Here is a 24,469-nt window from a genome sequence, read left to right as displayed (position 1 = left end):
CGGGCCGGAGCCCGCCCGCGCCGCAGGCGTCAGCAGTCCGACCCCGGGGGAGGATGCCGGCACTGTCCTGGTGAGCGGGCCCCGGCGGGGCGCGACGGGGGCGTCAGGCCTTGCTGAGCCAGGCGGTGGCGTTGAGGGCGAGGGCGGCGTTGGTGCCGGCCGGGTCGTTCCAGCCGTTGAAGAGGGTGTTGCCGGACTGCCCGGTGCCGTCGTCGGCCGGGGAGCTGTCGCCCCAGATCGCGACCCGGCCGCTGCCGTAGCCGCTGGTGACGAAGAAGGCGCCGGTGGTGCCGCTGTAGCCGGTCCGGTAGAGCAGGCCCTTGACGGAGGGGTTGTCGGCGGGCTTCAGGGTGAAGGTGGTGCCGGAGCGCAGGATCGAGCCGGTGACGGTGCCGAAGGCGCCGTGCAGGACGGGGTCGGCGGGGTCGTTGACGGCGCGCGGGTTGTCGGTGGAGATGTTCTTGACGTCGACGCTGAAGCCGAAGGGGTCGTTGTTGTCCACCCCGTTGTTGGTGAGCAGGTCGTTGATGACGGCGGGGGAGTCCCAGCCGTCGTTGTTGCGGTCGCTCTGGTTGTGGTCGGAGATCAGGAAGAGCCCGCCGCCGTTCTGCACGAAGCGGATCAGAGCGGCCTTCTCGGCGGCGCTGAAGCGGACGTTCGGCTCGGGCACCACGAAGGTGTCGAAGTTGGCGAGGTCGAGCGCGGCCCCGGTGCCGTAGCTGATGGTGGAGCCGGCCGGGAGGGTCTTGAGGCTGTACTGGCCGGTCTTCTGCAGGGCGACGCCCCAGGCGGAGAGCGCGCCCGTCCAGCTCTTCTCGGTGCTGGGACTGGCGTTCTGGGCCAGCGGGTCGGGCTGGCTGGTGGAGATGATCCAGTCGGCGTTGCCGGCGGTCTCGGCCTTGGTGTTGTCGAACAGCACCCGGTGGGGGGCGGCGGCGGCCGCGGTGGGGGCGGGTGCGAGGCCGGCCGCGGTGCGGGCGGTGGGGGAGGCCGAGGCGGTGGGGGCCAGGCCGGAGAGGCCGGCCGCGAGGAGGGCCGGGGCGACCAGGGCGGCAGCCGTTCTCATGCGGATCATGTGCCGTTCCTCCGTGGGGAGTTGAGGTGTCGGCGCCCGAGTATTCGCGCGTAGATCCGAGTATCCGCGTGCGGTCCGTCCGGTGAAAGCCTCCGGAGGTTACGGGTATTTGTACGGTACATGGCGATCTTTGGGAGGACCGGAGCGCTTCCGGAATGCGCCCTCCGCGCGCCGTCACGTCCCGACCGCCCCGGACCAGTACTTGCGTATGACTTGCAAGTACTTCCTCGCCGAGGGAAAGATGGCCCAGCTCCGCCCGCTCCCCCGAAAGGACGACACGATGTCCAGCCCCGCCGCAGGTGCCACCGCCGTCAGATGGCGCGACCGGCTCACCCGTGAGGAGTGGATCCGCCTGGCCGGCATGGGCGGCTTCATCCTCGCGCTGCACGTGATCGGCTGGTTCACCCTCCTCGCGGTCATCGCACCCGAGCACTACGACGTCGGCGGGCAGGTGTTCGGCGCCGGGATGGGCCTCACCGCCTACACCCTCGGCATGCGGCACGCCTTCGACGCGGACCACATCGCGGCCATCGACAACACCACCCGCAAGCTGATGGGCCAGGGCAAGCGACCGCTCTCGGTCGGCTTCTGGTTCTCGCTGGGGCACTCCTCGATCGTCTTCGGCCTCTGCGCGCTGCTCGCCTTCGGCATCCAGTCGCTGGCCGGCCAGGTCGAGTCCGACGACTCCACCCTGCACGACACGACCGGCCTGATCGGCGTCTCCGTCTCCGGGACGTTCCTGCTGCTCATCGGCCTGATCAACCTCGGTGCCTTCAACGGCATCCTCAAGGTCTTCCGCAAGATGCGCGAGGGCGAGTTCGACGAGGCCGAGCTGGAGCAGCAGCTCGACAAGCGCGGCTTCATGAACCGCATCCTGGGCCGGGTGACCAGGGCCGTCACCAAGCCCTGGCACATGTACCCGGTCGGCCTGCTGTTCGGCCTCGGCTTCGACACCGCGACCGAGGTCTCGCTGCTGGTCCTGGCGGGCGGCGCGGCCGCGTTCCAGCTGCCCTGGTACGCGCTGCTGGTGCTGCCGGTGCTGTTCGCGGCGGGGATGAGCCTGCTGGACACCATCGACGGCTCGTTCATGAACTTCGCCTACGAGTGGGCTTTCTCGAAGCCCGTCCGCAAGATCTACTACAACCTGACCGTCACCGGTCTCTCCGTCCTGGTCGCGCTGGTCATCGGCTCGATCGAGCTGATCGGGCTGCTCGGCGAGAAGCTGGACATCACCAGCGGGCCGGTCGCCTGGATCGGTGAGCTGGACCTCAACTTCGTCGGCTACGCCATCGTCGGCCTCTTCGTGCTCACCTGGGCGGCGGCGATCGCCTACTGGAAGCTCGGCCGGGTCGAGGAGAAGTGGTCGGCGGGCCTGGCGAGCGCGGCGGAGAAGGCCGAGTAGCGGCGGGGCTCCGCGGGTGGGCGGTCGGCGCCGGCCGCCCGGAGCGCGCGAACGGCGGGCCGGTCCGGGGTTCTCCCCCGGACCGGCCCGCCGTTTCGTCGTTCGGTCCGTCCGTCCGTCTGTCCGGCTGTGTCCGTCCGCATCGTCCCGGCTCCGCTCGGAGCCTGCCCGGAGCTCGCTCGCAGCCCGCCCGGACCGGCCGGCCGACCCGCCCCGGGGGACGGAGCGCGGGTGCCGGGCACCCGGTCGGAGCGGCGAGCGCTCGAAATCGGCCAAATTTCCGAGGGATGGGGATCGGTGGAAACCCCTACGGAAGGCCGGAAAGCGGCGCCGGCGGTGCCGTCAGGGCATCGCGGGCGCGAAGCGGCCGGTCGGGCCGGCCGCCAGGGTGCGGTCGAGCAGGGACAGCGCCCGCAGCTCGGCCACGCCCTGGTCCGGCGCGCGGACGTACAGCACCAGTCCCACACCCCCCGGGACGGCGCAGGCGCGCACGTGCTCCAGACCGTCGCCCGGCCCCGCGCACCCCCACACAGCTGCCTGGACGTCGGCGGCCCCCGCCTCGCCCGTCGGCGCGGCGGAGACGTCCAGGAGGGTCAGGTGGACGGGGAACACCGAAGGGTCAGTCCCAGCCGATGCCCGGGTTCCCGGTGGGGGTGGTGTCCCAGCCGATCGCCGCGGGCAGCGGGTGGTCCCAGCCGATGCCGGTGTCGGCGGCCACGCCGGCGGTGACGGCGGCGGCGGCCGGCTGGGCGGCGAAGGCGGGCGCGGAGATGCCGGCGAGGGAGAGTGCGAGGGCGGCGGCGGCGAGCAGCCGGACGGTCTTGGGCACGGCGGTTCCTGTTCTGGGCACAGTGGTTCAGGGCGCGAAGGGGCAGAGCGCGGGGGAGGTGTGCGAGCGCGGGGCGTTGGAGCGCGGGGGAGGGTGCACGCACGGGGAATCCTCCCCGGTGGCGGCCCCCGGGCGGGAGGGGCGGCGGCGGGCAGCAACAGGCCAGGCAGCAAGCTGCAACCTCCTGGCGAAATCCCCGCGGATGCGCCCACCGGCCGGCCCGCCCCCGTCGGCCGGTCCGCCGGCGGGGCCGTGGGCGCGGTGGCGGTGCCGCTCGCCAGGGCCGCTGCCGGTGCCCCTCGGGCGACACCCCCGGTACCGTTCCGGCGGGGCTGTCGGCGTGGTTCCCCGCCGGGGGCCGGCGTACACCCGAGTCGCTTGACCGGATCATGCCTTGTGAGGCCGGTGCCACGGCGCAAGGATCGAGCCGCAGATCGCCCGATAATCCCATTGCGACGAGCAGGGGTCATTGAAGTGCTGGAACTGCTGGGCCTCGACACCACCGCGGAGGCCGTCTACCGCGAGATGCTGGCCGACCCCGAGGGTGGCGTGGTCGAGCTGTGCCAGCGGCTCCGGCTGCCCGAACGCGCCGTCCGGGAGGCACTCGACCGGCTCGCCGACCTCACCCTGCTGCGCGCCTCGCGGGACCGCCCCGGGGCGTTCTGGCCGGTCAGCCCGGAACGCGGACTGGAGCTCCTGCTGCGCCGTCAGGAGGAGGACCTCGCCCGGCGCCAGCAGGAGCTGGCCGTCTCCAAGGCGGCCGTGGCGCGGGCGGTGGCCGAGTACGCGACGCTGCGCGCCAGCACCCTGGTGGACGGCGGCGAGCGGCTGGTCGGCCTGGACGCCATCCAGGCCAAGCTGGAGGTGCTGACGGCCCGGCTGACCTCCGAGTGCCTCGCGGTGATGCCCGGCGGCGCGCAGTCCGCGGCCAGCCTGGCCGCCTCCCGGCCGCTGGACGAGGACGCCCTGGTGCGCGGGGTGAGCCTGCGCACCATCTACCAGGACAGCGTCCGCAACGACCCGGAGACCCTCGGGTACGCGCAGTGGATGACCGGTCTCGGCGGGCGGGTGCGCACCGCGCCGGTGCTGCCGCCCCGGATGCTGGTCTTCGACCGCTCCACCGCCGTGGTGCCGATCGACCCGGAGAACACCCGGCTCGGCGCCCTGTGCACCGAGGAGCCGGGCATCGTCGCGTCGCTGGTCGCGCTCTTCGAGCAGACCTGGGAGACGGCCGTCCCGCTCGGCACCCACCGGGCCGAGGATGCCGGCACCGGCCTGAGCGCCGGTGAGCGGGAGCTGCTGCGGCTGCTCTCCACGGGGCTCACCGACGACGCGGCGGCCAAGCGGCTCGGGGTCTCGGTGCGGACGGTGCGCCGGCAGATGGCCGCGCTGATGGAGCGGTTGGACGCGGGCAGCCGGTTCGAGGCGGGCCTGAAGGCCGCTCAGCGCGGCTGGCTGTAGCGGGGGTCGCGGCCGCGGCGGTCGGCCCCACGGTGACGGGCTGCCGGGGTGGCCCGTCGGCCCGGGCGGCCCGGCGGTGCCGGGACAAGCATCCCCTCGGCCCCGGGAGTGACCGTCAGGGCGGCGGCGGGACCTCGTCGGGCGCCCAACCTGTCGCGCGCGTCACAGCTTCGGGTGTGATCTCGCCGACGGTCTCGATTGTTCACCGCCGAGGTCTTGTCGCGTCATTTTCTACGCGCGTATCTTAAGGCGCTGCGGGGGGCCGTCCAGGATCCCCGGGCCCGCGCCTCTACGCGGGTAGCGCACTCGCGCCCGTCTGACCCACCCTCACGTCCCGGCAGCCCCACGACTGCCGGGCCACTCGTGCCACCCCCGTTGCCGTGCCGCTGCGCGCCACGACGAACCAAGGAGTCCCGTCCAGGTGACCACCTCCCCCGCTTCCCGCCCGCGGTCGCGCCGCACCCTGCTCCGCGCGACCCTCCTTCCGGCCGGCCTGGCCGTCTCGCTGGTGCTCGTCCCGCTGCCGGCCGCGGTGGCCGCGCCCTCGGCCGACGCGGTGATCGCCGAGGTGTACGGCGGCGGTGGCAACTCGGGTGCCACGCTGAAGAACGACTTCATCGAGCTGGCCAACAAGGGCGGCGCCGCCTTCGGCCTGGACGGCTGGAGCGTGCAGTACATATCCGGCACGCCCGGCGCGAACTCCCAGTGGGGCGTCACCCCGCTGACCGGTGCGATCGCCCCCGGCACCCGCTACCTGGTCGCCGAGGCGGCCGGCGCGGCCGGCACGGTCGACCTGCCCACCCCGGACGCGGCCGGCTCGCTGGCCCTGTCGGGCACCAGCGGCACCGTCGCGCTGGTCCGCGGCACGGACCCGCTGACCTGCAGGACCGCCGCCGACTGCGCCGCCGACCCGCGCGTGCGGGACCTGGTCGGCTTCGGCACCGCCGTCGTCCACGAGGGCTCGGCCGCCGCCGCCGGCGCCTCCAACACCGCCTCGGTGGCCCGCAAGGCGGGCCTCGCGGACACCGACGACAACGCGGCGGACCTCGCCGCCGGCGCCCCGAGCCCGACCAACAGCAAGGGCGAGGTTGCCGAGGGCTCCACCCCGACCGGTCCGACCGAGCCGGGCACCGTCCGGATCCACGACATCCAGGGCACCACCCGGCTGTCGAGCCGGACCGGCAAGACGGTCGCGGGCGTGCCCGGCATCGTCACCGGCGTGCGCGGCTACGGCTCCAAGGGCTTCTGGATCCAGGACCCGAACCCGGACGCCGACCCGGCCACCAGCGAGGGCGTCTTCGTCTACACCGGCAGCGCCAACCCGACCGTCAAGGTCGGCGACTCGGTGCTGGTCACCGGCAAGGTGACGGAGTACTACCCGAACTTCAACGGCGGCTCGCAGTCGCTCACCCAGCTCAGCGGCCCGGCCGTCACCGTGCTCTCCTCGGGCAACCCGCTGCCGGCCGCGGTCGAGGTCGACACCCGCAACATCCCCGGCACCTACACCCCGCAGGCCCCGGCCGGCGGCACCGTCGAGTCCCTGCCGCTCCAGCCGGAGAAGTACACCCTGGACTTCTACGAGTCGCTGGAGGGCATGCGCGTCCAGGTCAAGGACGTCCGGGTGATCCAGGCGACCGACAAGTACAACGAGCTCTGGGTCGCGGCCGACAAGCAGGACCAGAAGAGCCGGCGCGGCGGCGTGCTGTACGAGTCGTACGAGGAGCCGAACGTCGGCCGCCTGATGGTGCAGCAGCAGGCGCCGGCCGCCCAGCAGCCGTTCCCGGTCGCCAACGTCGGCGACGTGCTGACCGGCACCACCGACGGCCCGCTGGACTACAACGGCTTCGGCGGTTACACCCTGGTCGCCGGTGCCCTCGGCGCGCTCCAGGACAACCACCTGGCCCGCGAGGTGACCGCGCAGCCGGCCGACCGCGAGCTGACCATCGCCACCTACAACGTGGAGAACCTGGCGCCCGGCAACCCGGACGCCAAGTTCGCCGAGCTGGCCCAGGCCGTGGTCACCAACCTGCGCTCGCCCGACGTCCTCGCCCTGGAGGAGATCCAGGACAACAACGGCGCCAAGAGCGACGGCACGGTGGACGCGAGCCAGACCGTCGCCAAGTTCGTCGCCGCCATCAAGGCGGCCGGCGGTCCGGCGTACGACTGGCGCTCGATCGACCCGGAGGACGGCAAGGACGGCGGCGAGCCCGGCGGCAACATCCGCCAGGTCTTCCTCTTCAACCCGCAGCGGGTCTCCTACACCGACATCGCCGGCGGCAGCGCCACCGCCGCGGTGGACGTGGCCGGCACCGGCGCGGCCACCGCGCTGACCGCCTCGCCCGGCCGGATCGCCCCGGCCGACGAGGCCTGGGTGAACAGCCGCAAGCCGCTGGTGGGCCAGTTCTCCTTCCGCGGCAAGAAGGTCTTCGTCATCGCCAACCACTTCAACAGCAAGGGCGGCGACCAGGGCATCGACAGCCGCTTCCAGGCCCCGGCCCGCAGCTCCGAGGTGCAGCGCCTCAAGCAGGCCACGGTCGAGCAGGCCTTCGTCGCCAAGCTGCTGGCCGCCGACAAGGAGGCCAAGGTGGTCTCGCTCGGTGACTTCAACGACTACCAGTTCTCGCCCGCGCTGGCCGCGCTGACCAAGGACGGCGTGCTGCGCGACCTGGTGAACGAGCTGCCGGAGAAGGAGCAGTACTCCTACGTCTACCAGGGCAACTCGCAGGTGCTGGACCACGTCCTGGTCAGCCCCGAGGTCGGGTACGCCAAGTACGACGTGGTGCACATCAACAGCGAGTTCGCCGTCCAGGCGAGCGACCACGACCCGCAGGTGGTCCGCATCAAGCCGTAGGGCCCGCGGCACGACCGAGGGGGCGGTGACCGGAGTCCGGTCACCGCCCCCTCGGGGTTCCCGCCCGCGCCCGCGGCTACTTCAGGGCGGCGAGCACGGCGTCCGCCATCACCTTCTCGCCGGTGGCGTTGGGGTGGAACGGGACGGCCGGGGAGCCCGGCAGCGCGCCCTCGATCCAGCGGTCGTCCGAGCAGACGTCGTGGCCGGCGGTCGGGGTGGCGGTGTCCACGTAGGTGGCGCCGCCCGCGGCCGCGGTGGACCTGAGCATGGCGTTCAACCGGCCGAGCACGCCGTACATGTACTCGACGTCCCCCGCCGTGACGGGCTGGCGCAGGAAGCACGCGGAGCCGTCGGCCGGCAGCACGGACGGGTAGCCCACCAGCAGGACCCTGGCGCCGGGGGCCTTGGCGTGGATGCGCTTCAGGGTGTCGGCGATCTGCGGCCGGGCGGCGGCGATCCGGTCGGCCAGGTCGTCGTTGCCGTACTGCCAGGACCAGCTGGACCAGTCCCAGTAGCCGTGGTGGAAGACGTCCTTGCAGGGCGTGCCCAGCGGGTTGACCGCCGCGCCGGCGATGCAGACCCCGACCAGTTCGCCGAGGCCGAGGTCGGTGGCGCCGAGGTCGTTGCCGCCGATGCCGAGGGTCACCAGGTCGGTGTCGGCGGTGACGGCGTCCAACTGCGGGTCGTTGACCCGGATGAACGCGTCGTACTGGGGCTGCGTCATCGCCTTCACCTTGGCGGCGGCGCAGGTGACGTCGGTGTAGGCGGTGGCCTTGAGGGCGGCCGCCACCAGGTGGCCGTAGTTGCGGTCGGAGCGCAGGCACAGGCCGGCCGACTGGCCGGGCACCCCGGCGCCGGCGGCGTAGGAGTCGCCGAGGGCGACGTAGTGGCGGGGGGCGGGCGTGGCGGCCTGCGCGCTGGTGGAGGTCAGGGCGAGGGCCGCGCCCAGTGCGGCGGCGGCGAGCAGGGCGGGCTTCCGGGAAGTCCGGGTCGTACGGCGTTTCCGGGCAGGGCTGAGCACGGGTTCCTCCTGGGGGAGAGAGAACGAGTGGGGGGTCGCGCCAGCCGGGCCACAGCTTTACTACTGACAGGTAAGTTACCGCCAGGTTTCGAATGCGTCCATGCCCGGCGCGGAAATTCCCGAAAACCCGTCAGAAGCATTTCGGAATAACGCTCCACCGTGTATCGGAGGTATTTCCGAAACGCCCCGGAGCGGAATTGCCGCCGCAGCTTGTTACCCACCGGTTGACGCGCCCCGCCGCAGGCCGCAGTATCGGGCGCACGCCGCACCGCCCGAACGCCGCACCGCAGGACCACCGGCCGCACCGCCGGACCACTGATGGAGGAGAGCGCATGGCCCTGGACGCCGATGTCATCGTCATCGGAGCCGGTCTCGCGGGCCTCGCCGCGACCGCCGAACTCGCCGACGCCGGACGGCGGGTGATCCTGCTCGACCAGGAGCCCGCGGCCTCCTTCGGCGGGCAGGCGCACTGGTCCTTCGGCGGTCTCTTCCTGGTCGACTCGCCCGAGCAGCGCCGGATGCGGATCCGCGACTCGCACGCGCTCGCCCTCCAGGACTGGCAGGGCACCGCCGGCTTCGACCGCGCCGAGGACGCCTGGCCGCGCCGCTGGGCCGAGGCCTACGTCGACTTCGCGGCGGGGGAGAAGCGGGCCTGGCTGCGCGCCCAGGGCGTGCGGTTCTTCCCGGTCGTCGGCTGGGCCGAGCGCGGCGGGCTGCTGGCCGACGGACCCGGCAACTCCGTCCCCCGCTTCCACATCACCTGGGGCACCGGTCCCGGCCTGCTCGAACCCTTCGTCCGCCGGGTCCGGGCCGCCGCCGAACGCGGCCTGGTCGACCTGCGGTTCCGCCACCGCGTCACCGGCCTCTCCGCGCACGCCGGGGTCACCGACACCGTCGCCGGCGAGGTGCTGGTGCCCAGCAACGCGGCGCGCGGCGAAGCCAGTTCGCGCGAGGTCGCCGGCCAGTTCGAACTCCGCGCGCAGGCCGTGATCGTCACCTCCGGCGGCATCGGCGGCAACCACGACCTGGTCCGCAAGGCCTGGCCCGCCCGGCTCGGCACCCCGCCCGAGCGGATGCTCTCCGGCGTCCCCGCCCACGTCGACGGCCTGATGCTCGGCATCACCGGCGAGGCGGGCGGCAACCTGATCAACGGCGACCGGATGTGGCACTACACCGAGGGCATCGAGAACTGGGACCCGATCTGGGCCCGGCACGGCATCCGCATCCTGCCCGGCCCGTCCTCGCTCTGGCTGGACGCCCGCGGCCGCCGGCTGCCCGTCCCGCTCTTCCCCGGCTTCGACACCCTCGGCACCCTCGAACACCTCCGGACCACCGGGCACGACCACACCTGGTTCGTGCTCAGCCAGAAGATCATCGAGAAGGAGTTCACCCTCTCCGGCTCCGAGCAGAACCCCGACCTCACCGGCCGCTCGGTGCGCGGCGTGCTCGGCCGCGCGCTGCCCGGCGCCCCAGGCCCGGTCCGCGCCCATCTGCGGCACGGACCCGACTTCGTGGTCGCCGGCAACCTGGCGGACCTCGCCCGCGGCATGAACGCCCGCACGCGCGAGGCGCTGATCGACCCGGACGAGCTGCGCCGCACCGTCGAGGCCCGGGACCGGCAGCTCGCCAACCCGTTCGCCAAGGACCTCCAGGTCACCGCCATCCACGGCGCCCGCCGCTACCTGGGCGACAAGCTGATCCGCACGGCCGCTCCGCACCGCATCCTCGACCCGGCGGCCGCCCCGCTGATCGCCGTCCGGCTGAGCATCCTGACCCGCAAGTCGCTCGGCGGGCTGGAGACCGACCTCTCCGCCCGGGTGCTGCGGCCCGGCGGCGAGGTGCTGGAGGGCGTGTACGCGGCCGGCGAGGCCGCCGGCTTCGGCGGCGGCGGGGTGCACGGCTACCGCTCGCTGGAGGGGACCTTCCTCGGGGGCTGCCTCTTCTCCGGCCGCACGGCGGGCCGGGCGGCGGCGGCCGCGACGGCGTAACGGGCGGAAGCGGGTCCGTCGCACCTCAACGTGCCAGGACCGCCGTCGAGTCGGCCCGGGAGCGTGCTGCGGCCGGCGTGGATCCGGGCTGCACCGGTCGGTCCCGGGTGCCCGCACCCACGCGCCCGTCACCGGCCGTTCGACGGCCGTTCGGCGGCCACCACCCGGCCCCGGGCGGGGCCGTGCCGACCCTGCCCGGTAGCGTCTGATGCTCGCCGCGGCCCGAACGGCCGGGTCCGACCGGTACCGGTGGCGCGGCGGGCGGGGGAGAGTGGTGGCAGCACAGGCCGTGTTGGTGACGACCCGTTGGGGCGGGGCACTGCGAAGGGGCGGGGCATGAATGGTCGGGGGACCGTACTCGGAGGTCGGTACGCGCTGACCGAGTGGATCGGTGGCGGCGGCATGGGCGCCGTCTGGCGCGCCGACGACCGGGTGCTGGAGCGGCAGGTCGCCGTCAAGGTCCTGCACGCGGGACTGCTGGAGGAGGGGACGTTCGCGTCGCGGTTCCGGCGCGAGGCCCAACTGCTCGCGGCGATCAGCCACCCGGGCATCGTGGAGGTCCACGACTACGGGGAGCAGGGCGGCGACGCCGGCCACGGAGCCGAGGGCGAGCGGATCGCCTACATCGTGATGGAGCTCGTCGAGGGGCGGCCGCTGGACAAGGCCCTCGCCGAGGACGGCCCGATGCCGCCCGAGCGGGCGCTGAGCCTGCTCGCCAGGGCGCTCGACGCGCTGCACGCCGCCCACCAGCAGGAGATCGTGCACCGGGACGTCAAGCCGTCCAACCTGATGCTGGGGGACGACGGCCGGGTGACGGTGACGGACTTCGGCATCGCGCGGGCGCTGGTGAGCACCACGCTCACGGCGACCAACGTGGTGGTCGGCACCGCCCTGTACATGGCCCCGGAGCAGGCCGGCGGCGGCGGAGTCACCCCGGCCTCGGACCTCTACTCGCTCGGTGTGGTCTGCTACGAACTGCTGACCGGCACGCCGCCGTTCACCGGCGAGAGCGTGGTCGAGGTGGCGCTCAAGCACGTCCAGCAGCCGGCGCCGGAGCTGCCCGGTGAGTTCGCGCCGGCCGTGCGGGAGTTCGTCGCCCGGGCGCTGGCCAAGCAGCCGGGGGACCGGTTCGCCGACGCGGCCGCGATGGCGGCCGCGGCACGGGAGGCGGTCGGCGACAGGTCGGCGCCGGTCGCCGCGGTGGTGCGCCCGGTCCCGCCCGCCGTGCCCGGGACTCCGGTGGCCGGCGCCCCGGCGGCCGAGGTCGCCCGGGTGGCACGCCGGACCGGCGCCGAGCCCGGTGCGGGCCGCCGGTGGCGCCGCCTCCTGGTGCCCGTCATCATTCCGGTGGTCATCACCGGTGGCGCGGCCACGGTCGTGCTGGTGGAGCGGGGCCCGTTCCACACGCAGACGCAGACGCAACAGCCCGGTGCGCAGCCGGCGGTGTCGGTGTCCGCCGGCCCGCTCACCGACAGCCCGGCGGCGACCGCCTCGCCGACCGGAGAGCTCCCGGCCACGCCGGCGCCGGGCGCGGAGCCCACGCCGGGCGCTCCACCGGCCGCGGAGCCCGAGGCCGGCGGAGCGCCCGTGCCGCCCGCCGGCGGCGCGCCGGAGGTCCCGGCACCGGGCGCGGCACCGAAGCCGGGCGGCGGCACGGGGTCGGCCGGTACGGGGTCGGGCGGTACCGGGTCGGGCGGTACCGGGTCGGCTGGCGGGTCCTCCGGTGGGTCGGGCGGCACCTCGCCGAAGACGGGCGGCAGCGGTGGGGGCGGTGGGGCGGCTCCCGCGCCGAACCAGCCCGCGCCGCAGGCCCCCGCACCCAACCAGCCCGCTCCGTCGGCGCCCGCGCCGAACCAGCCGGCGCCCAGCCCCGAGGCTCCCAAGCCGCCGGAGTCCAAGCCGTCGGCGCCGACCGTGCCCGCGGGGTGCGGCGGCAGCCGGTGGGGCGACATCGTCAACGTGGCCGACGGCCAGAAGCTCGGCCTGGCCGCCGCCGGCCCGTCGCCGGGCGGCGCCGTCGTGGTGGGCGGGACGACCGCCTACGGCTGGGTGCGCTCGGACCCGAACCCGGGCGGCTGGTACGAGATCCACGCGTGCGGCCTGAGCGGGCCGGCCCTCGTCCAGGACACCGACTTCTCCAACACGTCGAGTCAGAAGGTGCTGCTCTCACCGGGGTTCAGCTTCATGGCCAACTGGTCGGTGGTCGGCGCGGGCGCCCAGGGCGTCTACTACCTCAAGGACTACATGGGGTCGACCTGTCTGACCGACAACGGCGCGGGCAGGCAGGCCACCATGACGGCCTGCACGCCGGGCAACGCCTACCAGCAGTGGCGGATGCCCTGAGCCGCGGGGCTCCGGAGTGAGCCCTACCGGTCGTCGGTGACGCCGAGGCGCAGGTGGTCGACGTGGTAGACGGCGTGGTCGAGGAGTGCGGCGACGTGGTCGTCGTGGAGGGAGTAGACCACCGAGCGGCCGCGGCGCTCGCCGACGACCAGGCCGAGGTTGCGCAGCAGGCGGAGCTGGTGGGAGCAGGCGGACTGCTCCATGCCGACGGCGTCGGCGAGTTCGGTGGCGGCCCGCGGGCCCTCCCGCAGCTGGGCGAGTATCAGCAGGCGGGAGGGGGTGGCCAGGGCCTGGAGGGTGTTCGCCACCTTGGCCGCGTTCGACGCGTCCAGGCGCATCTGCGGCACGGCGTTCTCGGCGGCTGCGTGTCCCATGGGGGCATCCTACGGGGCGGGGCTCAGGCGGGGCCCGGCACGCAGGAACGAATGAAAGTGTGTTCATATGTTCCTGTATCGTGGCGGACATGTCCGCCACCGTGCTCACCCGACCGCCGGTCCCCACCGCCCCCGCGACGGCGCCCCCGCGCCGCACCCGGGTGCTCGCGCTGCCCGAGGCCCGCTGGGCGGCCGCCGCCACCGCGGCCTTCCTGGCCGCCCTCGCCGTGCGGTTGCTCGACGGCCCCGGGTGGGCGTCCGGGGCGCTGTACGCGGCCGCGTACCTGGCCGGCGGCTGGGAACCCGCCCTGGCCGGGCTGCGGGCGCTGCGCGAGCGGACCCTGGACGTCGACCTGCTGATGGTGGTCGCCGCCCTCGGCGCCGCGGCCATCGGCCAGCCGCTGGACGGCGCCCTGCTGATCGTGATCTTCGCGACCAGCGGCGCCCTGGAGGCGCTGGCCACCGCCCGCACCGCCGACTCCGTCCGGGGCCTGCTCGACCTCGCCCCCGCCACGGCCTGCCGGCTCACCGCCGACGGCCGGGAGGAGACCGTCCCCACCGCCGCACTCGCCGTCGGCGACACCGTGCTGGTCCGCCCCGGCGAGCGGATCGGCGCCGACGGCCGGGTCCTCGACGGCAGCAGCGAGGTCGACCAGGCCACCATCACCGGCGAACCGCTGCCCGCCGCCCGGTCCGCCGGCGACGAGGTGTACGCGGGCACCCTCAACGGCGGCGGCGCCCTGCGGATCCGGGTCGAACGGGACGCCGCCGACTCCGTGATCGCCCGGATCGTCGCCATGGTGCAGGAGGCCTCCGAGACCAAGGCGCCCACCCAGCTCTTCGTCGAGAAGGTCGAACAGCGCTACGCCGCCGCTCTGGTGGCCGCCACCCTGCTGCTCTTCGCCGTCCCGCTCGCCCTCGGCGCGGAGCTGACCGCCACCCTGCTGCGCGCCATGACGTTCATGATCGTCGCCTCGCCGTGCGCCGTGGTACTGGCCACCATGCCGCCGCTGCTCTCCGCCATCGCCAACGCCGGCCGGCACGGCGTGCTGGTCAAGTCCGCCGTGGTGATGGAGCGGCTCGGCCAGGTGGACACCGTCGCCCTGGACAAGACCGGCACCCTCACCGAGGGCACGCCGAAGGTCGTCGAGCTGCGCCCGCTGGGCGTCACCGAGGCCGAGCTGCTCTCCCTCGCGGCCGCCGCCGAGCACCCCAGCGAGCACCCGCTGGCCCGGGCGGTGGTCGCCGCCGCCCGCGAGCGCGGCCTGGTGCCGCCCGCGGCCACCGACTTCACCGCCACCCCGGGGATCGGCGTGCGGGCCGTGGTCGGCGGCGCGGTGGTCGCGGTGGGCGCCCCCGGTCCGTACCGCGGGCACCCCGCGGTCGCCGAGCTGGAGGCGGCCGGCCGCACCGCCGTCCTGGTGCTGCGCGACGGGGAGCCGGTCGGCGTGCTCGGCCTCGCCGACCGCCCGCGCGAGCAGGCCGCGGCCGCCGTCCGGGGCCTGGCCGCGCTCACCGGCCGCCCACCGGTGCTGCTCACCGGCGACAACCGGCTCGCCGCCGAGCACCTCGCCCGGGAGGTCGGTCTGACCGACGTCCGGGGCGCGCTGTTGCCCCAGGACAAGGTGGCGGCGGTCCGCGAACTGGCCGTCGGCGGGCACCGGGTGCTGATGGTCGGGGACGGCGTCAACGACGCCCCCGCGCTGGCCGCCGCGCACAGCGGCGTCGCGATGGGCCGGGCCGGGTCCGACCTCGCCCTGGAGACCGCGGACGCGGTGGTGGTGCGCGACGAACTGACCGCGGTGGCGGCCGTGGTGGCGCTCTCCCGGCGGGCCCGCCGGCTGGTCGTGCAGAACCTGGCGATCGCCGGGGCGTTCATCACCGTCCTGGTGGTCTGGGACCTGGCCGGTACGCTGCCACTGCCGCTCGGTGTCGCCGGGCACGAGGGCTCCACCGTGATCGTCGGCCTCAACGGCCTGCGGCTGCTGCGCGAACGGGCGTGGCTGCGGGCCCTCCACCAGGAAGCCCCGGGCGCCGGGGCCGGGAACCACGAGGAGCGCTGAGCCGATGAGCCGTCGAGACCGCGAGCGCGGTGGCGGGAAGGGGCCCGCGGCCCCGGTGACCGTCACCGTCTGCCGGGGCTGCTGCTGCGGCACCCAGGAGAAGCACCCGGGCGTCGACCACGCGGGCCAGTACGAGCGGTTGCGCGAGGCCGTCGGTGGAGCGGGCAAGGTCCGCGCGGTCAAGTGCCTGGACGCGTGCGCGCACTCCAACGTCGTGGTGGTCGGCCCGTCCAGCGAGGGCCGCGCGGCCGGCGGCCGCCCGGTCTGGCTGGGCTGGGTGCTGGCGGACGACATGGTCGAGGAGATAGCCGAGTGGGTGCACGCCGGCGGCCCGGGCCTGGCCGAGCCGCCGGGGCTGCTCGACCTCCAGCAGGTCACCGTCTCCCGCCGGATCCGCGACGGCCTCCCGGGCTGAGGCGCCGGGAGCCCGGTCCGGCGGCCCGCACCGGGCCCGGTGCGGGTGCCCGGCTCCGGGGCGGTCCGTCCGGCGGGCCGGGGCACTACCATTTACCGGGCGCCCCGGCTTGGGAGGAATCACGACGTGACCACGGTCTGCCGCATCTGCGCGGGCACCGGCCGCACCGCCGGTCTCAGCTGCCGCACCTGCCAGGGCACCGGCACCACCGAGGTCGGCGGCGGTGGTGGCAACTGCTTCCTCTGCGACGGCACCGGTGTCTACGTCCGCTACCGGGTCGACGCGGCCGGCGCCAAGCACGCCTACCGCGACGAGGTCTGCCGGACGTGCGACGGCACCGGCAACCGCGCCCCCTCCACCTGGGACGAGATCGCCCCGCCGCCGCGCTGAGGCCGTCGGCCGGCGGAGCCCTTCGTCTGCCGGGGCCCCGGCCGGTAGCGCAGGGCCCCGGCCGGTCCGCGTGCGCCCCGGCCGGTACGGCGGAGCCGGCGACGGGGGATCAGGACCCGGGGGATCAGGACCCGGGCCGGGCCGGATGATCCGGCGGCCTCCGGCCGCCCGGGGCGACTTTGCCGAGACATGGTCGAACATTGGCGTTCGACTGACCGGCACGCCGGGGTGCGTTCACCGCCTGTAGGTGTGCGGTCAACGCTGCGCTGGAAGAGTCCCGCCCATGGATATCCCCCACATGGGCGTGCCCGCGAAGCTCGCCGACCGCATGAGCATGGCCGAGCAGCACGAGTACCTGCGGGCCCGTTTCTCCCGCCGCCGGATGCTGACCGCCGGTGCCGTCGGCGTCGGCGCCCTGGCCGTGGGCGGTTCGCTGGGCAGCGGTGTCGCGACGGCCGCGCCGGCCTCCCCGCAGCTGCTGACCGGCGGCACGGCCGACGGCGTCGACGGCTCGCTCGTCGCCCCGATCGGCCGTCACCTCGCGTTCGGCCCCGAGCCGGACACCCAGTTCCGGGTCTCCTGGCAGGTCCCGGCCCCGGTGAAGAAGCCGTTCCTGCGCTACGGCAGGAACCCGTGGGACCTCGGCCACAAGGTCCAGGCCGAGGTGCGCGCCCTGCACACCCCCGCGCTGACCCCGACCGGCCAGCCGGTGGACCAGTACTACCTGCACGTCGCACTGGAGGACCTCCAGCCCGACACCACGTACTACTACGGCGTCGGCCACCAGGGCTTCGACCCGGCCTCGCAGCAGGCGATCTCCACCCTGAGCACCTTCCGCACCGCGCCCTCGCGCGACCACCGCTGGGGCAAGGTGTACGAGCCGTTCACCTTCACCGCCTTCGGTGACCAGGGCGTCAGCGCGCACGCGGCCGGCAACGACCACGTGATCCTGGCCCAGAACCCGGCCTTCCACCTGCACGCCGGCGACATCTGCTACGCCGACCCGGCCGGCTCCGGCCAGGACGCCGACAAGTCGGTGTACAACGCCCGCACCTGGGACGACTTCCTGGTCCAGACCGAGACGGTCGCCTCGAAGGTCCCGTGGATGGTCTCCTACGGCAACCACGACATGGAGGCCTGGTACTCGCACCACGGGTACGGCGGCGAGAACAACCGCTTCTTCCTGCCGGACAACGGCCCGGACCCGCGGACCGTCCCCGGCGTCTACAGCTTCCGCTACAAGAACGTCGGCGTCATCTCGCTGGACGCCAACGACGTCTCCTACGAGATCCCGGCCAACCTGGGCATCTCGGCGGGCAAGCAGACCGCGTGGCTGCAGCGCACCCTGAAGGACCTCCGCAACGACGAGACCGTCGACTTCGTCGTGGTCTTCTTCCACCACTGCGCCTTCTCCACCACCCACCAGCACGCCTCCGAGGGCGGGGTGCGCGAGGCGTGGGTGCCGCTGTTCGAGAAGTATCGGGTGGACCTGGTGATCAACGGTCACAACCACGTCTACGAGCGCACCGACGCGATCCTCGGCAACAAGGTCTCCAAGGCGGTGCCGAGCGGCGCCACCGTCGAGCCGGCCACCGACGGCGTGGTGTACGTGACGGCGGGCGCGGCCGGCCGCAGCCTGTACAGCTTCGACGCCCCGGACACCTACGAGGGCCACGAGAACCGGCTGGACTCGGTGGACACCTACCACTTCGCCAAGGGCGGGGTGAAGGTGACCGAGAAGGTCGAGTGGTCGCGGGTCCGCTACACCGGCTACTCGTTCATCAAGGTCGACGTCACCCCGGCGCACCTGGGGCAGAAGTCGTCGATGAAGGTCACCGCGCTCGCCGAGAACGGCACGCAGGTCGACCACTACACGATCCTGCGCAAGGTCGGCGAGGGCTGGGACGGCACCACCGACGACGACGGCGAGGGCGGCGGCTGGGGCTGGTAGTCCGTCCCGCGCCCCCGGGCGCGCGGGACGGACTACCAGCCCCACGGGGCCCGGTGGCCCGGTCGGGAACTCCCGGCCGGGCCACCGGCGTGTCCGGCCCGGCCCGGGGACTGCCGCGTGCGCCGCCCGGGCTCCCCGCCGCCCGCCGGCGGGCCGGTCTAGCCGAGTGCGGCCAGTTGCGCCGCGAGGGTGTCGCTGTGCTGGAAGGTCAGCCCGGCGAGCGCGACGTGCTTCCAGCGGACCGTGCCGTCGCCGTCCAGGACGAACACCGAGCGGCGCAGCCCGAGCCCGGGCACCGCGATGCCGTAGGCGCGGACGACGGTCCGGTCCGGGTCGGCGAGCAGCGGGAAGCCCAGGCGGTGCTTGCGGGCGAACTGCTCGTGGCTGTCCAGCCCCTGCGGGCTGATGCCCCACACGGTGGCGCCCAGGCCGCGGAAGCGGTCCAGGTCGGAGCTGTACGAGCAGAGCTGCTTGGTGCAGACCGCGGTGTCGTCGCCGGGGTAGAAGACCAGGAGCAGCGGGGCGCCCTTGGCTTCGGCGAGGCGGTACTCGCGGCGTTCGGCGGTGCCGGCCTGCTCGTCGAACAGCAGGCCGGGCAGGGTGAACTCGGGGGCGAGGGAGCCGATTTCGGGGGGTTTGGCCATCGCTGTGCGGTCCTCACGGGTGGGCGGTGGGGTCGCCGCCCACCCTATGCCCGGGTGGCGGCCGGGCTCGTGATGTTGAAGAGTTGACGCTGGTCTGCGAAGGCTTCGCGACTGTCGTGCGGGAATATCCGACGGATCTTCACTTCATAACGAATCGAGCAGCAAGGTATCGAGTTTCCCTTCAGTTATTGACGGAATCGCCGAGCACGGCTTGACTCCGACCTCTGCCGCAAAGCCGCGGCGCAGTCAGGAGGCAGCACCCACCATGAACAGAACGACCCGTCGCGCGGGCGCGGGCACGGCCACGCTCGCGCTGGCCCTCGCCCTCGCAGCCTGCGGCCAGAGCGACGGAGCGGCACCGCACTCGGACGGCGTCGCCGGCAAGACCATCGGGCTGCTGCTGCCCGAGAAGACCTCCTCGACCCGGTACGAGGCCTTCGACAAGCCGCTGATCGAGGCCACGGTGGAGTCCCTCTGCACCGGCTGCGTCGTCGACTACGCCAACGCCGACGGCGACGAGACCGTCCAGAAGCGGCAGTTCGACGACCTGCTGGCCAAGGGCGTCAAGGTCGTCCTGCTCGACCCGGTGAACGCCAAGGCCACCGCCCCCTGGGTGGAGGCCGCCGCCGCCAAGGGCGTGAAGGTCGTCGCCTACGACCGGCTGGCGGAGGGCAAGGTCGCCGCCTACGTGTCCTTCGACAACCAGCGCACCGGCGAGATCCAGGGCCAGGCCCTGCTCGACGCGCTCGGCCCGAAGGCCGCCGCCGCCACGGTCGTGATGATCAACGGCGCCGAGTCCGACCCCAACGCGGCGATGTTCAAGGCCGGCGCGCACCGGTCGCTCGACGGCCGGGTCAAGAAGATCGGCTACGAGCAGTCCGGCGAGTGGAAGCCGGAGGTGGCCCTGGCGAAGACCAACGAGGCCATCCAGGCCCTCGGCAAGGACGGTTTCCAGGCCGTGTACGCGGCCAACGACGGCATGGCCGCGTCCGTCATCGAGGCGCTCAAGGCGGCCGGGATCAAGAACGTCCCGGTCGGCGGCCAGGACGCCTCCATCGACGCGGTGCGCCGGGTGCTGACCGGCGAGCAGTCCTTCACCGTCTACAAGCCGTACAAGCCCGAGGCGGACGCCGCCGGGAGCATCGCCGTCCAGCTCCTGAAGGGGATGGACATCAACGCGGCGGCCAACGCGGGGGTCGACAGCGGCGGACAGCGGATCCCCTCGCTGCTGCTCACCCCGATCGTGGTGACCAAGGCGAAGGTGCAGGCCACGGTGGTCGGCGGCGGCCTGTACAAGGCGGCCGACATCTGCACCGCGCCGTTCGCGGACGCCTGCGCGGCGGCCGGCGTCAAGTAGGCGGGGGTGCCGGCGTCCGCCGGCGTCCGCCCGCCCCGGTGCTGTGCGGCAGCGCCGCCGCTCAGCGCCGGGGGCCGTACATGATCACGGCGACCCCGGCCAGGCAGACCAGCGCCCCGGCCACGTCGTAGCGGGTGGGCCGGAAGCCGTCCACCGCCATGCCCCAGAGCAGCGAGCCGGCCACGAAGACGCCGCCGTACGCGGCCAGCACCCGGCCGAAGTCGCTGTCCGGCTGGAGCGCGGCGACGAAGCCGTACCCGCCGAGCACCACCACCCCGAGGCCGGCCAGCCACCACGGCCGCTCCTCCCGCACGCTCTGCCAGATCAGCCAGCAGCCGCCGATCTCGGCGAGGGCGGCGAGGGCGAACAGGGCGGCGGAGCGCAGGACCGTCATGGTCGCCAAGCCTACGAGCCGCGGCGGGCGGGGCCGTGCCCGCGTCGCCGGGGGCGCGGGGGCTCCCGGGCCGCCGGCGACCGGGGCGTCAGGCCTGCCGGCGACCGGGGCGTCAGGCCTGCCGGCGACCGGGGCGTCAGGTCTGCCGGTAGGTGGCGAGGAAGCGGCCGATCCGGTTGATCGCGGTCTCCAGGTCGTCGGCCCGGGGGAGGGTGACGAAGCGGAAGTGGTCCGGGCGCGGCCAGTTGAAGCCGGTGCCCTGGACGACGTGGATCTTCTCGCGGAGCAGCAGGTCCAGGACGAACCGCTCGTCGTCGACGATCCGGTGCACCGCCGGGTCCAGCCGGGCGAACGCGTACAGCGCGCCCTTGGGCTTCACACAGCTGACGCCGGGGATCTCGTTCAGCGCCTTGTACGCGACGTCGCGCTGCTCGGTGAGCCGGCCGGCGGGCAGGACGAGGTCGTTGATGGACTGGTGGCCGCCGAGCGCGGCCTGGACGGCGTACTGGGCCGGGACGTTGGGGCAGAGCCGCATGCCGGAGAGCATGGTGAGGCCCTCCAGGTAGTCGGTGGCGTGCTGCTTGGGCCCGGAGACGACCAGCCAGCCGCTGCGGAAGCCGGCCACCCGGTAGGACTTGGAGAGGCCGTTGAAGGTGAGCGTCAGCACGTCCTCGGCGAGTGCGGCCAGGCAGTGGTGCTCGGTGCCGTCGTAGAGGATCTTGTCGTAGATCTCGTCGGCCAGCACCATCAGCTGGTGCCGGCGGGCGAGGTCGAGGATGCCCTCCAGCAGTTCCTTCGGATAGACCGCGCCGGTCGGGTTGTTGGGGTTGATGACGACGATGGCCTTGGTGCGGTGGGTGATCTTGGCCGCGATGTCGTCGAGGTCCGGGTACCAGTCCGCCTGCTCGTCGCAGGCGTAGTGGACGGCCTTGCCGCCGGCCAGCCGGACCACGGCCGTCCAGAGCGGGTAGTCGGGCATCGGGACGAGCACCTCGTCGCCGTCGTCGACCAGGGCCGTGACGGCCATCTGGATCAGCTCGGAGACGCCGTTGCCGAGGTAGACGTCGTTGACGGTCACTCCGGCGACGCCGCGCTGCTGGTAGTACTGCACCACCGCGCGACGGGCCGGCAGGATGCCGCGCGAGTCGCTGTAGCCGTGGGCGTTGGGCAGGTTGCGGATGATGTCCTGGAGGATCTCCTCCGGCGCCTCGAAGCCGAACGGCGCCGGGTTGCCGGTGTTCAGACGCAGCACACTGTGCCCGGCCGCCTCCAGCGCATTGGCCTGGTCGACCACCGGGCCCCGGATCTCGTAGCACACACCCGTCAGCTTGCTGGACTGCCGAAACTCCATCTGAGGCCTCCCGACCGGTCAACCCGCACGTTCTGCTCGCTTTGTTCTACCAAGTAAGCACTTGGAAAGTCCAACCTTTTGGCTATGCTGATCCACATGTCACGCCGAAGCTACGACCAGTACTGCGCCGTCGCCCGCGCCCTGGACGCGGTGGGGGAGCGCTGGAGTCTCCTGATCGTCCGTGAACTCCTCGCCGGCCCGCGCCGCTACACCGACCTGCACGCCGACCTGCCCGGCGTCTCCACCGACATCCTCGCCGCCCGGCTCAAGCAGCTGGAGGGCGAGGGCCTGGTGCTGCGCCGGCGGCTGGAACGGCCGGCCAACGCCACCGTGTACGAGCTCACCGAGCGGGGCGCGACGCTGCGCCGGGTGGTCGACGCCCTGGGTGCCTGGGGCCTCGACCTGCTCGGCGAGCAGCGGCCGACGGACGCGGTGCGGGAGCACTGGGTCACGGGTGCGGACGGCGCGGGTGGCGCGGAGGCGGCCGGCGGGGTGGCCGGACCGGACGGCGGGCGCGAACTGTCGGCGGACGGCGCGGTGGTGGCGGGCTAGGGTGCCGCGGGAGGCGATCCGCGGGTGCCGTCCCGGCGCACCTCGCGTGGACGGCGCCTTCGCCCCTCAAGCCCGTCGACGCCCGCGCTGACGGCTTCCGCCGGCCGCTGACGGAGGAGGGCGGGTACGCGACCGGATACCGGATCCCCGACGACGCGTGGCTGCCGGCCGACCTCCCGGTCCGGCGGAGCCCGGTCACGGACCGGGCTCGCGCAGCTCTCCGCGAGAGCTGCGCGAACCCCTCCGTACCGGCGGCGGATCCGTGACGGCTCCGGCGACCAGCTCCCCCGTTGCTGGTCGTCGCTCCGCGCCGGCGGTCGGGTGACCCGGACGAGTGCGGCCGCTGTGGTGCACGGGCTGCGGCCGGTCCTGCGCTCCGGGTGCCCTCCTCGGCGGGCGGTGCCTGCCGGGCGTCCCCTCCCGGCCCGACCCACTCTGGCGCCGGCCGATAAACGGCCGGTCGGCGTTCGGTTGCCGCCACCGTTGATTCGGGCCGGTCCGGTCCGTTGCCCCGGTCCGGCTGTCGGGCTTGCGCGGTGCCGGGGGTGTCCCCGGCAGCCGGTGGAGGTGCGCGTACGATCGTCGGGCCATGGAGAACACAATGGAGAAGAGCGCGCCCGGCGCGCCCACCGAGCCCACCGGGTACACCAGTTACGTCGCCGTCGGGGACTCCTTCACCGAGGGCATGTGCGACGACCTGCTCCCCGACGGCCACTACCGGGGCTGGGCCGACCGGGTCGCCGACCGGCTCGCCGCCGAGCAGCCGGCCGGCGCCTTCCGGTACGCCAACCTCGCCGTCCGGGGCAAGCTGATCGGCCAGATCCACGACGAGCAACTGGCCACCGCCGCCGCGATGCGCGCCGACCTCGTCACCCTGGCCGGCGGCCTCAACGACGTGCTGCGGCCGCGCTGCGACATCGCCCAGGTCGAGGACCTGCTCGGCCGCTCCGCCACCGCGCTGCGCGCCACCGGCGCCACCGTGGTGCTGTTCACCAGTACCGACCCCACCCGCCGGATGGCGGGCAGCACCCGGCTGCTCCCGGCGATCCTGCGGATGAAGGCCTTCGTGCACGAGCTCGGCCAGGACCGGGGGATCGCGGTGGTCGACCTCTTCTCCGCCCCGTGCTTCGACGACCGCCGCCTCTGGGCCGAGGACCGCCTGCACCTCGGCCCCGAGGGCCACCGCCGGGTCGCCGAGGCCGTCCTGGAGGCGCTCGGCCGCCCCGCCGCCTTCGACTGGCGCGCCCCGCTGCCGGCCGCCGCCCTGCCAGGCCGGGCGGAGAAGCTGGCCGCCGACGCCCGCTGGGCCCGGACACACCTCGGCCCCTGGATCGGCCGCCGCCTCACCGGCCGCTCCTCGGGCGACGGCCGCCCGCCGAAGCGCGCGGAGCTGCTGCCGTACGAGGGCTGAGCGTTTCCCGGGTGCCCGGGCACCCGGGGCGGCCGTCGCCGCACCGGCCGTGGCCCGGCCGCCGCCCGGGTGGCGGCCGGGCGCCGGAGCGTGCGGAGCGGTCGCGCTACGAGGGCTGAGCGGTTCCCGGCTCGCCGGGCACCGACCGGGCCGGGAACCGCTCGGCCTCCCGACGGAGCGGTGGGGGCGGCCCGACCGATTCCGCGAGGATCCGCCGGAGCCGGTGCCCGAGTGCGGGCTGACGGCTCCAGACGCCCGGACTCCTGGTGAGCACGGCGTGGAGCAGGTCGCCCTCGTAGAGGTCGCCCGCCACCATCGGGTCGTCCCGCAGGACGTCCAGCGCCCGTGGCAGGAGGTGCGGCAGGCCCACGTCCTGCCGGATCAGCAGACGCAGGTCCTCGACGGTCAGCTCGCCGACCGGCTTGCGCCGCGGGGCGTGCGCGGTCGCCACCAGCCGGGTCGCGCCGACCGGGAGGTCCGGCCCACGGCCGCTCTCGCGGTCGGGTTCGCGGTCGGGTCGCGGTCGGGTTCGAGGTCCGCCGGGGAGGGGTCCCGGTTCACCGGACGACCGCAGGCGGGGCCGCCGCGGCCTCCTGG

The 24,469-nt window shown here is 74.0% G+C and carries 20 protein-coding genes and 1 pseudogene; 12 read left to right on the top strand and 9 right to left on the bottom strand.

The genetic code is table 11. The annotated features are described in order from the left end of the window. Nucleotides 1-103 precede the first annotated feature (103 nt). Nucleotides 104-1,075, bottom strand: a complete 972-nt coding sequence (locus ABZ495_RS03330; RefSeq protein ID WP_359834230.1) for a hydrolase — start codon at nucleotides 1,073-1,075, stop codon at nucleotides 104-106. A 280-nt stretch (nucleotides 1,076-1,355) separates the two neighbouring features. Between ABZ495_RS03330 and ABZ495_RS03325 the strand changes: the two genes are divergently transcribed. Beyond that, nucleotides 1,356-2,477 (top strand): HoxN/HupN/NixA family nickel/cobalt transporter, encoded by a 1,122-nt coding sequence (locus ABZ495_RS03325; protein ID WP_329492064.1) that lies wholly within the window; start codon nucleotides 1,356-1,358, stop codon nucleotides 2,475-2,477. Nucleotides 2,478-2,819: 342 nt separating this feature from the next. Here the strand turns inward: ABZ495_RS03325 and ABZ495_RS03320 are convergent, their stop codons facing one another. Beyond that, on the bottom strand, nucleotides 2,820-3,089 hold the full coding sequence (locus ABZ495_RS03320) for a hypothetical protein (protein ID WP_329487110.1): 270 nt from the start codon (nucleotides 3,087-3,089) through the stop codon (nucleotides 2,820-2,822). 7 nt (nucleotides 3,090-3,096) lie between these two features. Then, a complete protein-coding gene (locus ABZ495_RS03315) occupies nucleotides 3,097-3,306 on the bottom strand; it encodes a hypothetical protein (protein ID WP_359834228.1) in 210 nt (69 codons plus the stop codon). Nucleotides 3,307-3,780: 474 nt separating this feature from the next. Here ABZ495_RS03315 and ABZ495_RS03310 point away from each other — a divergent pair, with 474 nt between their 5' ends. Both ABZ495_RS03310 and ABZ495_RS03305 read left to right on the top strand, forming a co-directional pair. After that, nucleotides 3,781-4,767: a helix-turn-helix transcriptional regulator gene (locus ABZ495_RS03310; RefSeq protein WP_329487108.1), complete on the top strand. Its 987-nt coding sequence runs from the start codon at nucleotides 3,781-3,783 to the stop codon at nucleotides 4,765-4,767. 463 nt (nucleotides 4,768-5,230) lie between these two features. Next, on the top strand, nucleotides 5,231-7,618 hold the full coding sequence (locus ABZ495_RS03305; protein WP_359834381.1) for a lamin tail domain-containing protein: 2,388 nt from the start codon (nucleotides 5,231-5,233) through the stop codon (nucleotides 7,616-7,618). 76 nt (nucleotides 7,619-7,694) lie between these two features. On the opposite strand, the gene ABZ495_RS03300 is transcribed toward ABZ495_RS03305, so the two are convergent. Further along, nucleotides 7,695-8,639, bottom strand: a complete 945-nt coding sequence (locus ABZ495_RS03300; protein WP_359802262.1) for an SGNH/GDSL hydrolase family protein — start codon at nucleotides 8,637-8,639, stop codon at nucleotides 7,695-7,697. A gap of 332 nt (nucleotides 8,640-8,971) precedes the next feature. On the opposite strand from ABZ495_RS03300, the gene ABZ495_RS03295 reads away from it, so the two are divergent. Both ABZ495_RS03295 and ABZ495_RS03290 read left to right on the top strand, forming a co-directional pair. Further along, the gene (locus ABZ495_RS03295; protein WP_329487106.1) at nucleotides 8,972-10,627 is read left to right on the top strand and encodes an FAD-binding dehydrogenase; all 1,656 of its coding nucleotides are present in this window, start codon (nucleotides 8,972-8,974) and stop codon (nucleotides 10,625-10,627) included. A 336-nt stretch (nucleotides 10,628-10,963) separates the two neighbouring features. Next, on the top strand, nucleotides 10,964-12,970 hold the full coding sequence (locus tag ABZ495_RS03290) for a protein kinase (protein ID WP_359834227.1): 2,007 nt from the start codon (nucleotides 10,964-10,966) through the stop codon (nucleotides 12,968-12,970). A 23-nt stretch (nucleotides 12,971-12,993) separates the two neighbouring features. Here ABZ495_RS03290 and ABZ495_RS03285 read toward each other — a convergent pair whose 3' ends face one another. Next, complete coding sequence (locus ABZ495_RS03285) at nucleotides 12,994-13,344, bottom strand: metalloregulator ArsR/SmtB family transcription factor (protein ID WP_329487104.1); 351 nt, start codon at nucleotides 13,342-13,344, stop codon at nucleotides 12,994-12,996. Between the two features lie 89 nt (nucleotides 13,345-13,433). On the opposite strand from ABZ495_RS03285, the gene ABZ495_RS03280 reads away from it, so the two are divergent. From ABZ495_RS03280 to ABZ495_RS03265, 4 genes are all read left to right on the top strand, one after another. Next, nucleotides 13,434-15,407, top strand: coding sequence for a heavy metal translocating P-type ATPase (locus tag ABZ495_RS03280; protein ID WP_359834225.1), 1,974 nt, complete (start codon nucleotides 13,434-13,436; stop codon nucleotides 15,405-15,407). A gap of 4 nt (nucleotides 15,408-15,411) precedes the next feature. After that, nucleotides 15,412-15,822, top strand: coding sequence for a (2Fe-2S) ferredoxin domain-containing protein (locus ABZ495_RS03275; RefSeq protein WP_329487102.1), 411 nt, complete (start codon nucleotides 15,412-15,414; stop codon nucleotides 15,820-15,822). 126 nt (nucleotides 15,823-15,948) lie between these two features. After that, nucleotides 15,949-16,212, top strand: coding sequence for a hypothetical protein (locus tag ABZ495_RS03270; protein ID WP_329487101.1), 264 nt, complete (start codon nucleotides 15,949-15,951; stop codon nucleotides 16,210-16,212). Nucleotides 16,213-16,495: 283 nt separating this feature from the next. Continuing rightward, the gene (locus tag ABZ495_RS03265; RefSeq protein WP_329487100.1) at nucleotides 16,496-18,163 is read left to right on the top strand and encodes a metallophosphoesterase family protein; all 1,668 of its coding nucleotides are present in this window, start codon (nucleotides 16,496-16,498) and stop codon (nucleotides 18,161-18,163) included. Between the two features lie 158 nt (nucleotides 18,164-18,321). Here ABZ495_RS03265 and ABZ495_RS03260 read toward each other — a convergent pair whose 3' ends face one another. Further along, nucleotides 18,322-18,807: a peroxiredoxin gene (locus ABZ495_RS03260; protein WP_359802253.1), complete on the bottom strand. Its 486-nt coding sequence runs from the start codon at nucleotides 18,805-18,807 to the stop codon at nucleotides 18,322-18,324. Between the two features lie 265 nt (nucleotides 18,808-19,072). Here ABZ495_RS03260 and ABZ495_RS03255 point away from each other — a divergent pair, with 265 nt between their 5' ends. Continuing rightward, nucleotides 19,073-20,164 (top strand): substrate-binding domain-containing protein, encoded by a 1,092-nt coding sequence (locus ABZ495_RS03255; protein WP_359834223.1) that lies wholly within the window; start codon nucleotides 19,073-19,075, stop codon nucleotides 20,162-20,164. 61 nt (nucleotides 20,165-20,225) lie between these two features. Here the strand turns inward: ABZ495_RS03255 and ABZ495_RS03250 are convergent, their stop codons facing one another. Beyond that, entirely contained in the window at nucleotides 20,226-20,558 is a 333-nt protein-coding gene (locus ABZ495_RS03250; RefSeq protein ID WP_359802249.1) for a YnfA family protein, read from the bottom strand. A gap of 136 nt (nucleotides 20,559-20,694) precedes the next feature. Further along, nucleotides 20,695-21,909, bottom strand: a complete 1,215-nt coding sequence (locus tag ABZ495_RS03245) for a pyridoxal phosphate-dependent aminotransferase (RefSeq protein ID WP_359834221.1) — start codon at nucleotides 21,907-21,909, stop codon at nucleotides 20,695-20,697. A 96-nt stretch (nucleotides 21,910-22,005) separates the two neighbouring features. On the opposite strand from ABZ495_RS03245, the pseudogene ABZ495_RS03240 reads away from it, so the two are divergent. Together ABZ495_RS03240 and ABZ495_RS03235 are read left to right on the top strand one after the other, a co-directional pair. Then, nucleotides 22,006-22,356 (top strand): annotated as a pseudogene (locus ABZ495_RS03240) (helix-turn-helix domain-containing protein); the annotation flags it as partial. Between the two features lie 694 nt (nucleotides 22,357-23,050). Next, nucleotides 23,051-23,872: an SGNH/GDSL hydrolase family protein gene (locus ABZ495_RS03235; protein WP_359834219.1), complete on the top strand. Its 822-nt coding sequence runs from the start codon at nucleotides 23,051-23,053 to the stop codon at nucleotides 23,870-23,872. A 106-nt stretch (nucleotides 23,873-23,978) separates the two neighbouring features. On the opposite strand, the gene ABZ495_RS03230 is transcribed toward ABZ495_RS03235, so the two are convergent. After that, nucleotides 23,979-24,326, bottom strand: a complete 348-nt coding sequence (locus tag ABZ495_RS03230) for a contact-dependent growth inhibition system immunity protein (protein WP_359834379.1) — start codon at nucleotides 24,324-24,326, stop codon at nucleotides 23,979-23,981. Nucleotides 24,327-24,469: the final 143 nt, after the last annotated feature.

The organism is Kitasatospora sp. NPDC005748, from assembly GCF_040630735.1.
Lineage (GTDB): Bacteria > Actinomycetota > Actinomycetes > Streptomycetales > Streptomycetaceae > Kitasatospora.
This window is presented reverse-complemented; position numbering and strand designations above follow the sequence as displayed.